The sequence below is a fragment of the Hymenobacter sp. BT188 genome, assembly GCF_014333585.1.
Taxonomy (GTDB): Bacteria; Bacteroidota; Bacteroidia; order Cytophagales; family Hymenobacteraceae; genus Hymenobacter.
The window spans coordinates 505,009-517,770 of record NZ_JACSCW010000003.1 but is presented as its reverse complement, the minus strand read 5'-3'; the positions used below and the strand labels follow the sequence as shown (position 1 = coordinate 517,770).

Sequence of the window (12,762 nt, the reverse complement as noted above, 5' to 3'; positions counted from 1 at the left end):
AAGCTATACTCGCTATTGAATCTCATGCTTGCTCTACCGAACTCACTATAACCCGATGGAAGTTACCTTAACTAATATCACCAAAATTGATAAGCCACCATATATAGAAACGATAATGGGCGGTCTAACAGATTATAAGCGAATCGCGCCCATATTTGCTTTCTATAATGTAGAGCTTCAGATAGCTGGTGAGAAATTATTACTTGAAACAGAAATAAGAGATTCTGGACGTGGATTAGGAGTTCAATGGGACTCAGACCAATTCATTAATTTGCTTGATTCACATCTAAAAATACAAGGTATAAATAAGGTATATGATCTAGTTTCTGAGAATGTGTGGCTTATTTATACGAATGAGAAAGTTGATTTACCAATTAGCTTAACACTGGATGCAGTTGATATAAAAAAATAACTTTCCACTGGCGCGAGCTTGTAGCTCGTGCATAGTCGATGAGGTTGCACCTCATCTGCCGCTGTAGCGGCAAGGCGGTTGTGGGATCGTTGTAATGGTAATGTTCTGTCGGGGGAGGCGTAGCCTCCCAGTATATTTGGTCACGAGCTACAAGCTCGCGCCAGCGGTGATCCTAATTGTATTATGAAAGAATAACTTAAAGCCGTGAATAATACTAATAAACCAAAAAACAAGAGGCATATCATTGGCATTACTATTCAATAGGCACGTTCTTAAGTCTTACGCCATACTTACTCGTATTTTCTATTCCTATCTGTCTTATTGGCGTGGGAATAATTTTTTCTTCGTCAATAGACAGACAGTCCCAAGTTATTATAAGCATACTGCCTTTTGTTTTTTTGGTAATCCTATACATTGGAATATATAACCTCTAACCGGCGTAATATTGATTGTCTGAATAGGATCAAAAAGGCATTTTGCTGATTTAGCTTTTGGCAACCTAAATCAAGCACTTGGGGAGCATTTCTAGTTGCTTCTGCCCAGCTTCCGTACACAGGATACACGCGGGCCAACCCCGCTCGTGGTCAACGCTGGCCACCCCAAGTATTCCTGATCATGCAAAAATTCACCGTAGAGCGCCTCTCCTTTGATTCCCTTACGGAGCTACCGAACTCCTGGCAACCCCAGGACTACAAAGCTCTCCTGCTCAAAACCGGCTACGACAACCCCGACGAAATAGCCCCCGACGAGCTGCAAGCCATGGCCCACATGTCCCTCACCGACCTGGAGCCCACCGAGGCGGCCCAACTCGTACTAGAGCACCTTTTCCAGGACCAGCTCACCGCCGGCCAGATAGAAAACCTGGCCCACCAGATGCTCACCGAGAAATTGTGGGAAGAAAACCCGGAGCTAGACCAGCACGAAGGCTTTTTTAAAGCCACCCAACTGCTCTACACCGCCTACAACGGCAAGTTTCCGCGGGCCGAGGCCGTGCAGTTTCAAGTGCAGCTCACCACCGATGACGCTGAAGCCATAGCTCTGTTCGACACCCAGCCAGAAGCACCTCTCCTGCGCCTTCTAGCCCAAGGCATGCCCGACAGCACCCTACTCAAGCGCCTGTTTCACGAGCAGCTCGACGGCACCAGCTTCCCCGAAGCCCCGGCTATCATCTGGCAGCTGAAGCCCCTGAAGCGCGAAGAAAAATCCGTCGTGTTTGACGTGGTTAGTTCCGCTTACTGGCTTGATGATTTTAAATACGCCGACACCTACGAAGCCACGACTCAGGCCGACACGTTGGTAGAGGAAGAAGATTAATAAACGAAGTAAAGCAGGCACCAACGCCAAGATATTCGAAGGCAAAAAAGTCCCCCAGTGAGTATTCTACTCTGCTGGGGGGCTTTTTTGACTAGTTTAACACCAGCTTTTTACCCTTTTTTGAAATAGCTGAAGTACTGAAAGCGCAGTGCTGGAAATGAATCTCTGTATCGGTCTTTGGTGCGGGGAAACAGGAGACAATAGCCTGCGTCGATGGTCCAGCCTCTGTTCGCTTTTTTTGATTTCAAATCGATACCCAACGACAATACGCCAGCGCCTTCTTCGCCCTCTGTAAAGTAAGTAACACCTTGGCGGAAGAATAATTTTCGGCGATTGGTGCCGACTTGCACGTTTCCAAAATATAGGCGGTGCTCCGCATTCAACGTAGGCCACACGCCACCCCACGTAGGCCCCACTCCGACGGTGAAACCCAGCTGGTTGTAGGTAGTTACATCAACGCCAACGCCCAGATGCAACAGTTCCGGACCCGATACGCCTACCACGAATTTGGTTCTAGTCAGGGCCACATCCTGTGCAAATCCCCTTAGCCCCATTACCTGAAATACGATCAGTAAACCGAGCTTTTTCATTGGATTCAGCTAGAGCGGTTAAAAGGTCAAGTTTGAGTTTAATTGTAACGTTATGCAGCGCAGCACGAAGCATCTTGCTCGCAATCGTTGCTTTCCCATTCTGTCATCCTGACGCAGGAAGGACCTTCTCACCGAAGAACGAATAGTTCAACAGGCATAAGGTCCTTCCTTCGTCAGGATGACAGGCGGCTTTTGGCCACACCTTATGCAATGGCTATTACAACGAGCGCGAGCGAGATGCTTCGCGCAGTGCTGCATGACGACCTGTTTATCAATTGTCAATTCACTCGCCTTCCCTAGCCATCCCGACGAAAAAGAAAGCACACGATTCGCGGGGTTGTGGTGCGGTCGTCATCATCAAACCACTCTTGCAGGCTCACGCAGCTGAAACCGTGGCGCCGGGCTGTTTCGGTGAAGTCGGAGATGTGGTGCACGTAGCATTCCAGCTCAAAAATGCCCCCTGTGGCTATATCGAAGCGGGCTTTGCTGCCTTGGTATTGCTTCACCGGATGCAGCTCACCAATATAGAAATGGCCTTGTGGTTGGAGGGCCTTTCTGGCCTGGGCAAATACGTGGTTCAAGTCTTGGATATGCTCCAGAATGAGGCTGCACGTGATGAGGTCGGCGGGAGTGCTGGCGAAGTGCCATGTTTGAGTAATATCGGCTTGATGAAAGCTTATGTGTGGGTGCTGAAGCTTTTCCTGAGCTCTGAGCAGCATTTCGGCAGAGAAATCGACAGCGGTAAGATGAGTGGTGCGGGCCGCCAGCCATTCGGTGTTTTTGCCGGTGCCGCAGCCTAGCTCTATCACTTCATCAAAATGCCCCCCAGGAACCAAGGAGCGAAAGGCGTGCGCTTCTAAGTCGCGGGTTTTGTTCTGGACGTTGTCGTAGCTGTCGGCCCAGGTATTGTAGGCTTCTTGAATATTCATGGTTGAAAATTACTAGTGAGCCTGGCGGTTTTGAAGGACGTTTTTTGCCTGGAATGGCCCTCGTTTTCGTGCTTTTAGAATGCTAGTATTCCTTGAGTTTAATGCTGATATTCATTCTTTTAGACGGCTTTCCTCCTACCCTACTCTTATTCTATGGCCATGCGTACTTCTACTGCTATTCTTTCTACGGCGTTGCTCACATTTTTCCTAACCAACTGTCAGCAGCAAGCCGATGACCAACTGACTCCCCAGCCCAAAGCTGACCCCACGGAGGCGCTGAGCACTCAGCAGCTCGACTCGCAGATTATGAGCCGCTTGCGCGAAACCGGACGGTTCGACTGGAATCAGGCGTCGGAGCACTTTGTGTGGAGCGCCCTCACCCGCTCCGACTACGTACTATCGGTGGGTTATAAGCCGGCTGGCTTTACGGGCGAATTGCCCCCCGATGCTGCCTCCTCGCTGGACTGGCAAGCCGCCCGTGCGCAGGTGCTGGAGTTGATTTTGAGCGAGGAGCGCAAAGCCAATCCCGACTTAACCCAGACGCAGGTACTAGCCTTCGAGGAAAATGTGCTGCCCGTGCTCGACGTCACGGTGCGTGAGCTGAGCACGATTCAGAAATTGCGGGCCTCAGGGCTGGTGCGCTACGCTGAACCAATGGGCTATGAGCCCAACCGTCGCCAGGCAGTTACAAACAACAGCAGCGCGGCCATTCTGAGCAGCAGCGGCTGCGACAACAACGTAGCAAACCCCGATTTGGCAGCCGGCTCTGACTATACGGTGCTTGCCAACGGTAGCAAATCATCCTGGAATCAGGCCGATCAGTTTCACGGCATTCGGGCTAGCTGGAGCCAGAGTACAGGCCAGGGCATCAAAATCGTCATTATTGATTCGGGCTCCTCGGATGCCCAGGAAAACCTAGGCTCCGCTTTCAATCAGGGGTTGAGCGAGGGTCGGACCATTGAGCGGCTGGTAACCTTGCCGCGTGCCTCCATCTTCGGCATTCCCACGGGCCCGGTAGAAACGCCCAACGACGCCTGCGGACACGGTACCAGCATGGCTGGCGCAGCTGCTGCCCCGCGCGGCACCGATGGCGCGGCCGTGGGTGTTGCCTACAATGCAAACCTCATCACAATTCGCGCCGCTCAGGACGTATTTCTCGATGCCAGCCGCGAAGTAAAAGGAGTATCCGATGCTTACATTTTGGCCGGTAAACGCGATGATGTGCGCATTATCAGTATGAGCATGGGCCGCCTGACCAGCTCATCACAAATGACTGATGCCATCCGATTCGCCTACAACCAGGGTAAGCTCATCTTCTGTGCTGCCGGCACTTCCTTCGACTGGTCGTCGGGGTTTGTGGGGGTTACCTATCCGGCTACGCTGTCTGAAATGGTGGCCGTGACCGGTCTGCAAGACAACCTTACTTCCCGCTGCGACGATTGCCACGTAGGGGCCAAGGTTGAGTTTGCGGTAGTGATGCAAAAGCCCAGCAACGACCGCACCGTGTTGTCGCTGGCCATGAGCGGCGATGCCCCGAGCACCGTGGGGGGCTCTTCGGTTGCTACGGCTACGATGGCTGGCATTACGGCTCTTGTTTGGGCTCAACATCCTGCCGAAACCCGCGCCCAGATTATGAGTCGCCTGATAGCGGCCAGCTCCAACCGCACGGCGCGCAGCAGCAGTTTCGGCTGGGGCCGCGTGAATGCGGCCGCGGCCGTGGGTGCGCTGCCGCTATAACGAGGTAGAGACGCATAGTTGCGTCTCGTCGTTGAACGCCCGACAACGAATTAATTAAACAACAACCGCAACGATTGAGACGCGAAGTATCGCGTCTCTACATCGTGCAGGTTTACTAGTTATTTCAAAAAAGCCCCCCAGCTCAACCACAGCCTACTTCCTGTTGGGCTCGTAGTAACTGGGATGGAAACTTATGCCCTTGGTGACATTCACGGTGCCTTCCGCGCGCTGGAGCAAGTATTGGAACGCAGCCCTTTTCGTCCCGGAATTGACCGCCTGATTCACTTAGGCGACGTATCCGACGGCTGGCCTGACACGGCAGAATGTGTAGAGCGCCTGCTCAGTATCCCCAACAGCATCTGGCTACAAGGCAACCACGACTGGTGGACGGCCGAGTGGATGGCGAACGAGTCACCACGGGAGGAGGTAAATATGCTGTGGTATCAGCAGGGTGGAAGGGCAACCTTTGAATCGTATGAGCGGGGACCGAAAGAGCAGATTGAACGGCACTTTCGCACCTTCTTTGGCAAGCAGCTGACTTATTTTGAGGACGAAGTAGGCAACCTCTACGTGCACGGCGGCTACGACCCTGACCTGCCCATAGCCGAACAGGACCCCTACAGCCTTATCTGGGACCGGACGCTGTGGCGCAATGGCATGTTCGCCGAAGACTACCACGAATGCTTTATTGGCCACACACCTACCTGGCCCGCCAGCGCCGTACCCTGCCAGCGCGCCAACGTGTGGAACCTGGACCAGGGCGCGGCCTACGGCGGGCGGCTAAGTCTTATGAATGTGCGCACCAAGGAATTTGTGCAAAGTGATGTAGTTCAAACACTTTACCCCGGCGTGAAAGGCCGCTGACAAGAACTTGGCGCTACTTCACCGTTGGCGGATTGCGGTTGCCGCCTGCTGGTGCGCCACCGGCAAGCTGGGTTACCATGTCATCCAGTATCTCTTTACTGTAGCCAATGCGGTTGGCATATTCCATGCACAGGCCGTACTCACGTGGGTCAATCTGGCCGTCCTGCAACATCATCTGCACCAGAGTTTGCAGTTCCAAGGTGCGCTGCATGCCCTCGGAGGCCACCACGAAGCTGAGCACACTGAGGTTATCGGCAATGGGCTGCACGTCTTCGGCCGTCAGGCCAAGCTTCTTGCCTATTCGCAGCAGAAATTCTCCTTCGCTCTTATCGAGTATGCCGTCGGCGGCGGCAATCAGTACCAGGTTTTGGAAAAAACTGAGCTTCTTTTGCTGGGTATTCAGCAGCGTTTCGAGGTTGTGATAATCTTGCATAGGTAATAAAATAGGGTGGTTTTATAATCCCGACTAGCCTTGAGTGAATGAGCATGTACAATTCAGCTCCAGCACAGAACGCGTACCTTACCGGCCCCACATGTTGATGGAGCCACCCGTTCCAAAAAAGAGTTGCAAGTGTAGGTGAGGCATGAGTTGACTAATACACACTACAGGCACCTGACCTGTTTTCAGTAAACATTACGTAGCATTTATGAAAAACGCCTACCTATTTCTGGTCCTTTTTGCCTTTGGCTGCACCACCGCCAAAATGCCCCCCACGCCTTCGCAGGACTTCTTTGGGCGTTTGAGCACCCTATGCAACCAGGCGTATGAGGGTAAAGTGGTATTTCCGGAAGGCGGCAAAGATCCATTTGCGGGCAAGGCGTTAGTGATGCGGGTGCAGAGCTGTTCGCCCACCGAAATCCGAGTTCCTTTTCAGGTTGGCGAGGACAAAGCCCGCACCTGGGTATTCACCAAAAGCGACTAGGGCCTTCTGCTCAAGCACGACCACCGCCACCCCGACGGCACCCCCGATTCGGTGACCATGTACGGGGGCTACGCCAAGTCCGGCGGCACGCTGTATAGCCAGAGCTATCCGGCCGATGACTACACGGCAAAACTGATACCTGCTGCTGCCACCAATGAGTGGTCAACGGTATTGAGCGAAGACCGCAAGACGTTCAGCTACATTCTCAAGCGCGATGGACAACTGCGGTTTCAGGCCGATTTTGACCTGACGAAACCACTGAGCCAGTAGATTGTATAGAGCCAATCTCATACGCCGATGCGAAGGAAACCAGCTTATTACTAACGCATGAAAAAGCCCGCTCTGCATACAGAGCGGGCTTTTTCAGGATTTCTGGTTACCAGAAACTAGCTGTTCATCTTCATCAAGGCTTCTACTACATCTTCCGAAATACCGGTGCTGCTGAAGCCACCGTCGTGGAGCAGGTTCTGCATGGTCACGTAGCGTGTCAGGTCAGAGAAGAGGGTGATGCAGTAGTCGGCGCAGGCTTCAGCGGGGGCATTGCCCAGCGGCGACATCTTATCGGCATAATCGTAGAACGCGTCGAAGCCGCCTACTCCGGTACCGGCTGTGGTTTTGGTCGGCGACTGCGAGATGGTGTTCACGCGCACCTTTTTGAGCTTGCCGAGGCGGTAGCCGTAGTTGCGGGCGATGCTTTCGAGCATGGCTTTGGCCTGCGACATATCCGTGTAATCGGGGAATACACGCTGAGCGGCAATGTACGACAGGGCCACAATGCTGCCCCACTCATTCATGGCATCCTGGCGCTCGGCTACGGCCATCATCTTATGAAACGACAGGGCCGACACGTCCAGGGTTTGCTGGAAGAATTTGTAGTCTAGCTCGCCGTAGTGCTTCTTCTTACGAATGTTGGGGCTCATGCCAATGCTGTGCAGCACGAAGTCCAATTTGCCCCCCAGATGCTCGGTAGCCTGCGAAAACAGGTTTTCCAGCTCTTCCACGGAGGTAGCATCGGCGGGCACGATAAGAGCGCCGCACTCCTCAGCGAGCTGCTTGATTTCGCCCATACGCATGGCCAGCGGGGCATTGGTCAGCACAAAGCGGGCACCTTCGGCGTGCGCTTTCTGGGCTACTTTCCAGGCAATGGATTTATGGTCGAGCGCGCCGGAGATGATGCCGACTTTGCCAGCGAGTAGGTTATTGGACATGGAGAGAGTGTAGGAGTTAGTAGTTATGGAAGTGCAAAAGAGGCGAAAAAATAAAAAAGACCGCTATGCTCTTCAACAACATCATGCAGAAGCGAAACCAAAGCTGTTGCAATGAAGCCTTTTGAGATAGAACGTCATGCAGAGCGGAGCGAAGCATCTCGCTCGCGGTAGTAGTAATAGTACTCCAGCATCAGCACGCGAGATGCTTCGCTCCGCTCTGCATGACCGCCTTATTTAATTCTCTCTTTTAGCCTTATCAGACATTGGTCCGCCTTATGCGGCCATAGCCTCTCCCCGCATAGCCAGCAACTCCCGTGCGCTTTCGAAAGCATTCTCACTTGGCTTGGCACCAGCAATCATGTGGGCGATTTCGCGGATGCGCTCTTCGGTGCTCAGCTGGCGGATGCGGCTGATGGTGCGGTCGGCGCGGTCTTCTTTGTAGACGAAGTAATGTGCGTCGCCGGCAGCGGCCATTTGGGGTAGGTGAGAAATAGCTACAAGCTGATGTTTCTTAGCCATTTGCTGCATCATGCGGCCCACTTTCACCGCAATTTCGCCAGAAATACCGGTGTCGATTTCGTCAAATACAATCGTGGGCAAAGCCGTCTTATCAGCCAGCATGTACTTGATGCAGAGCATAAGGCGAGAAAATTCGCCCCCCGAGGCTGCTTTACTGAGCGTTTGGGGTTGAGCCCCTTTGTTGGCCGTGAACAGAATGCTCACCACATCGGTACCGCTGGCGCTAGGCTGACTGGTGGTGTGCTGCACTACAATGCGCGAATGGGGCATTCCCAACTCAGAAAGCAAAGCCGCCAGTTCTTTCTCAAACTTAGGAAATGCTTTCCGCCGGCTTTCTGAGAGGCGCGCGGCTTGCTTGGTCACAGTGGCCAGAGCGCCGTCGGTATCTTTGCGCAGGCGGGCAATTTCTTTATCAAGGTTCAGCACCGAGCCGACTTGCTGGCGTAGCTGGTCGCGCACTTCGATAAGGGCCGTCAAGTCGCGAACCTGGTGCTTGCGCTGAAGGTTATACAGCACGTTCAGGCGGCCTTGTAGCTCGTCGATGCGGGCGGGGTCACCTTCGGTGCGGCGCTCGGCAGCTTCTACTTCATCGGCAATGTCGTGCAGCTCGATGAGGCAACTGTCGAGCCGGGCCTTCAGAGTTTGGAAGGAGTCGGCGTAAGCGGCAATCTGGCCCAGCATTACGGCGGCTTCCTTCATGCTGCCCGTGGCGCAGTATTCACTTTCCGACAGGCTTTGATACGCCTGACTGAGCTTGTATTTAATCTCCTCAGCGTGTTCGAGCTGCTTTATTTCCTGCTCCAACTCCTCCTGGTTTTCCTGGTCGAGGCGCGCTTCTTCCAGTTCGCTGAGCAGAAAGCTGTGGTAATCCAGTTCTTTATTGGCCTGCGCTACCTGATTTTCCAGGGTTTTTAAGTCAGATTCAAGCTTGCGGTATTGGCGATACGCATTGGAATACTGTCCTCGTGTAGGCACCAGCCCAGCGTACAGGTCAAGCAAATTGAGCTGAAACACGGCATCACCCAGCAGCAGCGTGTCGTGCTGGGAGTGGATGTCCATGAGGTTGGCACCAATTTTTCGCAGCGTTTCCAAGGTCACCGGCGTGTCATTCACAAAGGCTCGCGACTTGCCCGTGGGGCTGATTTCGCGGCGTAGAATGCACTGGGCATCGTAGTCGAGGTCTTCGGAGTCGAAGATATCCTGCAACTGATAGTTTGAAATGTCAAACTGGCCTTCAATCACGCACTTGCTACCTGTATTGAACAGCATACGTGAGTCGGCCCGATTGCCCAGCAGCAAGCCAATGGCGCCCAGCATAATAGACTTGCCCGCGCCTGTTTCACCGGTAATTATATTGAGAAGGGCCGACGGCCGCAACTCCAGCGCCTCAATCAGCGCGTAGTTTTGAATGCGAAGATCAACCAGCATACAATTTTAAATAATAAAGACAGCAGCAGCTCAGTCTGAAACTTCACACGAAACGCTTGCGCTGGGGGGCTTTTTTTGAGGAAAGGCTGTACTAAAAAGAGGCAAAAGATGGCCTTTCGCTTCTGTTCAAAGCATTAACACTTGATACAACTAATAAAATTAGTTGATTCCGGTGATTCGACAAAAATAAGCCAAATTATTTAGCAACACCCACTTAGCTATAGCTCCTGAGCTAGCGCTTCAAAATTGCCTGATACTTGGCGGTGTTGGTAGGGTCAACTTCCGTGAGCAGGGCTACTACCTGCGCTTTCTGCTGAGGGTCGGAGGTGGTACGGAAAATGTTCGCTATTTCGTCGGCTTTCGTATCGAAGAAAGCACGTGCCAACAACGTACCTGGCCGGCGAACGGTGGCAGCTTGTACGCCCTGAAGAGCCTTAAAGATACTGGCGCGGGCATCTTCCGGCTTCTCTACAAAAATGTCCAGGCCCTGCCGGTAGTAGGCATACACCCCATTGCGGAAAGCAGACAATTGAGGATCCTGTAAATCATTGAGCAGCCAATAGCGATTGCGTGGCTCTGTGTTGCGCCAGCCCTGGTCACCCTCCTGGGTTTGGGAAGCGGCTGTAGTCAGTATGTTTCGGGCGCGGTCGTAGTAAGGCGAGCCGCCTAATGGCGAAAAGCTGTCCTGATCCATGCCGATCACAATATAAGCGTAATAGCTCAGCAGCGACGACAGATTTGACACAAATACATTGTCGGAATAATCGAGCGGATTTTGCGGCGAGTAATTAAAAACCCACCCTCTGTCAGCAAACGACAGCAAATTGGTTTGGTACCCGGTGCCATACACAGGGCGCTCCGTAATGATGCGGGCAGTAGCCTGGTAAGAGCCGGTTTGAGGAATCCCGGTAATACCTATAAACAACCGGAAACGAATACGCTCCTCGGGCCGATAGGTGATGCTGGTCCAGGTGCGCGTGTTCAGAAACGACTGGATGTCCGTCCGCATTTGCTGCACGAGCTGCTGATCGGCAATGGTCACGTTTTCGGTGGTCACGCTTACTTCAGCCAGTAGCTCCTGGGCTTGAGACGGGCGCGCAAGCAGCAAGAACAGACAGCAAAGTGAGAACAGCAGGTTACGCATGGGGAGTAGGTATAGCAGAGAGCGAAGCCAAAACGGTTTGCACAATGTCGCGGGCCACTTCGGCTTTCGGCTTCAATTCAAAGATAGTCATTTGCCCCCCAGCGGTCAGCAGCGTCACTTTATTGGTATCGTGGCCGAAGCCGGCACCGGCGTCGCGCAGGGAATTGAGCACGATGAGGTCGAAGTTCTTGCGCTGTAGCTTGGCGCGAGCGTGCGTTTCCTCATCATTCGTCTCCAACGCAAAACCCACCGAAAATTGTTCAGGTCGCTTCTGTTTGCCCAGTGTGGCGGCAATGTCAATGTTCTTGACCAGCTCTAAGGTCAGCGTATCGCCGTCCTTTTTGATCTTGTTCGTGGCCATTGACCGCGGCTTATAATCGGCCACGGCGGCGGCAAACACCCACACATCTGCCTGGGGGGCAATTTTGGCAGCCGCAGCGTACATCTCGTCAGCCGTCTGCACCGCAATCACCTCAATTCGCGGATGCTGGATATGGAGCTGCGTCGGGCCGCTTATCATCGTCACATTTGCCCCCTGAGCCGCAAATGCTTCGGCCAGCGCGTAGCCCATCTTGCCAGTTGAGCGGTTGCCGATAAAGCGCACCGGATCAATGGGTTCGTAGGTAGGGCCAGCCGTGATGAGAACGCGCATAAATGCTTATAAGAAGGGCGCTATTAATCTAAATTCGGAGGTCAGTTGCTGCTTAGGTACTAAAAAACTCCTCCAGCTTCCGCATAATGTCCTCCGGCTCCAGCATCCGACCGGGCCCTGAAAGGCCACTAGCCAGCTCACCAGGAGGCGAATCGAATACATGGTTGCCGAAACGGCGGAGGCGAGCGAGGTTTTCGGTTACGGCAGGGTGAGCGTACATGTCTAGGTCCATAGCGGGCGCCAAGAACACCGGGCAACGGGCCGAAAGGTAAACGGCCGTCAGCAGATTGGGACAGTGACCGTTCGCTAGTTGAGCCACGGAATTGGCACTAGCCGGAGCAATAACTAGCGCATCAGCCCACAAGCCCAAATCCACGTGGTTATGCCACTCACCGGCCGCTTCATCCTTCAAAAAACCCATCAGAACAGGATTTTTAGACAGCGTACCAAGCGTAAGAGGCGTGACAAAGGCCGAGGCCGAGGCCGTCAGAATGACTTGCACCTCAGCCCCGGCCTTTACCAGGAGCCGCACCAATAGGGCGGACTTATACGCGGCAATGCTCCCGCACACGCCCAGCAAAATTTTACGGCCTTGCAGCGCCATTGTGCGGTAGTTAGGAAGCGAAGTTTACTCAGCAGCGCGGGCTGGCGTTTCGCCTTCAGCGGGCGTCGAGAAGTGTACTCTGCCTTCCAAAAACTCTTCTACAGCCAAGTTGGTGGGCTTGGGCAGGCGCTCGTAGTACTTGGAAATCTCGATTTGCTCGCGGTTCTCAAATACTTCTTCCAAGTTGTCAACCGTAGTGGCAAACTCGGCCAGTTTGCTGTTCAACTCTTCTTTCAGCGTAACCGAAATCTGGTTGGCCCGCTTAGCAATAATAGCCAGCGACTCATATACATTGCCAGTCTGGTCAGCGAATTCCGACAGGTTGCGGGTTACGATGGAAGCGGGGACGTTATTCGGAGTTTTCATCTTAAACTGAATGGTTAAATTGATTTAAGGCTAAATGGCTGAAAGGTTAGATGACGATTTAGGGGCCGGATG

General features: G+C 53.2%; 15 protein-coding genes. 6 read left to right on the top strand and 9 right to left on the bottom strand.

What is annotated here, in order from left to right; genetic code table 11:
• The first annotated feature begins 55 nt into the window (after positions 1-55).
• Complete coding sequence (locus H8B13_RS10325) at positions 56-412, top strand: hypothetical protein (RefSeq protein WP_187310712.1); 357 nt, start codon at positions 56-58, stop codon at positions 410-412.
• 615 nt (positions 413-1,027) lie between these two features.
• A complete protein-coding gene (locus tag H8B13_RS10320) occupies positions 1,028-1,726 on the top strand; it encodes a hypothetical protein (RefSeq protein WP_187310711.1) in 699 nt (232 codons plus the stop codon).
• Between the two features lie 110 nt (positions 1,727-1,836).
• Here H8B13_RS10320 and H8B13_RS10315 read toward each other — a convergent pair whose 3' ends face one another.
• Both H8B13_RS10315 and H8B13_RS10310 read right to left on the bottom strand, forming a co-directional pair.
• Positions 1,837-2,316 carry a hypothetical protein gene (locus tag H8B13_RS10315; RefSeq protein ID WP_187310710.1) on the bottom strand — a complete coding sequence of 160 codons (480 nt, stop codon included), beginning with the start codon at positions 2,314-2,316 and terminating at the stop codon, positions 1,837-1,839.
• 296 nt (positions 2,317-2,612) lie between these two features.
• Entirely contained in the window at positions 2,613-3,245 is a 633-nt protein-coding gene (locus tag H8B13_RS10310) for a class I SAM-dependent DNA methyltransferase (protein ID WP_187310709.1), read from the bottom strand.
• 159 nt (positions 3,246-3,404) lie between these two features.
• Between H8B13_RS10310 and H8B13_RS10305 the strand changes: the two genes are divergently transcribed.
• Together H8B13_RS10305 and H8B13_RS10300 are read left to right on the top strand one after the other, a co-directional pair.
• Entirely contained in the window at positions 3,405-4,982 is a 1,578-nt protein-coding gene (locus tag H8B13_RS10305) for a S8 family peptidase (RefSeq protein WP_261990310.1), read from the top strand.
• A gap of 183 nt (positions 4,983-5,165) precedes the next feature.
• Positions 5,166-5,846 carry a metallophosphoesterase gene (locus H8B13_RS10300; RefSeq protein WP_187310707.1) on the top strand — a complete coding sequence of 227 codons (681 nt, stop codon included), beginning with the start codon at positions 5,166-5,168 and terminating at the stop codon, positions 5,844-5,846.
• Between the two features lie 13 nt (positions 5,847-5,859).
• Here the strand turns inward: H8B13_RS10300 and H8B13_RS10295 are convergent, their stop codons facing one another.
• On the bottom strand, positions 5,860-6,279 hold the full coding sequence (locus H8B13_RS10295) for a TerB family tellurite resistance protein (RefSeq protein ID WP_187310706.1): 420 nt from the start codon (positions 6,277-6,279) through the stop codon (positions 5,860-5,862).
• 214 nt (positions 6,280-6,493) lie between these two features.
• Between H8B13_RS10295 and H8B13_RS21210 the strand changes: the two genes are divergently transcribed.
• Together H8B13_RS21210 and H8B13_RS21205 are read left to right on the top strand one after the other, a co-directional pair.
• Entirely contained in the window at positions 6,494-6,769 is a 276-nt protein-coding gene (locus tag H8B13_RS21210; RefSeq protein WP_261990309.1) for a hypothetical protein, read from the top strand.
• Positions 6,770-6,820: 51 nt separating this feature from the next.
• Positions 6,821-7,039, top strand: coding sequence for a hypothetical protein (locus tag H8B13_RS21205; protein WP_261990308.1), 219 nt, complete (start codon positions 6,821-6,823; stop codon positions 7,037-7,039).
• Between the two features lie 116 nt (positions 7,040-7,155).
• Here the strand turns inward: H8B13_RS21205 and H8B13_RS10285 are convergent, their stop codons facing one another.
• From H8B13_RS10285 to H8B13_RS10260, 6 genes are all read right to left on the bottom strand, one after another.
• Positions 7,156-7,977 (bottom strand): enoyl-ACP reductase, encoded by an 822-nt coding sequence (locus H8B13_RS10285; protein ID WP_187310705.1) that lies wholly within the window; start codon positions 7,975-7,977, stop codon positions 7,156-7,158.
• Positions 7,978-8,250: 273 nt separating this feature from the next.
• Complete coding sequence (gene recN / locus H8B13_RS10280) at positions 8,251-9,924, bottom strand: DNA repair protein RecN (protein ID WP_187310704.1); 1,674 nt, start codon at positions 9,922-9,924, stop codon at positions 8,251-8,253.
• A gap of 232 nt (positions 9,925-10,156) precedes the next feature.
• Positions 10,157-11,068, bottom strand: coding sequence for a DUF4835 family protein (locus H8B13_RS10275; RefSeq protein WP_187310703.1), 912 nt, complete (start codon positions 11,066-11,068; stop codon positions 10,157-10,159).
• The gene (locus H8B13_RS21545; RefSeq protein ID WP_187310702.1) at positions 11,061-11,720 is read right to left on the bottom strand and encodes a phosphopantothenoylcysteine decarboxylase; all 660 of its coding nucleotides are present in this window, start codon (positions 11,718-11,720) and stop codon (positions 11,061-11,063) included. The genes H8B13_RS10275 and H8B13_RS21545 overlap by 8 nt, the downstream gene beginning before the upstream one ends.
• 52 nt (positions 11,721-11,772) lie before the next feature.
• Positions 11,773-12,324, bottom strand: a complete 552-nt coding sequence (locus H8B13_RS21540; protein WP_187310701.1) for a flavoprotein — start codon at positions 12,322-12,324, stop codon at positions 11,773-11,775.
• Positions 12,325-12,348: 24 nt separating this feature from the next.
• Positions 12,349-12,690 carry a DNA-directed RNA polymerase subunit omega gene (locus H8B13_RS10260; protein ID WP_187310700.1) on the bottom strand — a complete coding sequence of 114 codons (342 nt, stop codon included), beginning with the start codon at positions 12,688-12,690 and terminating at the stop codon, positions 12,349-12,351.
• Positions 12,691-12,762: the final 72 nt, after the last annotated feature.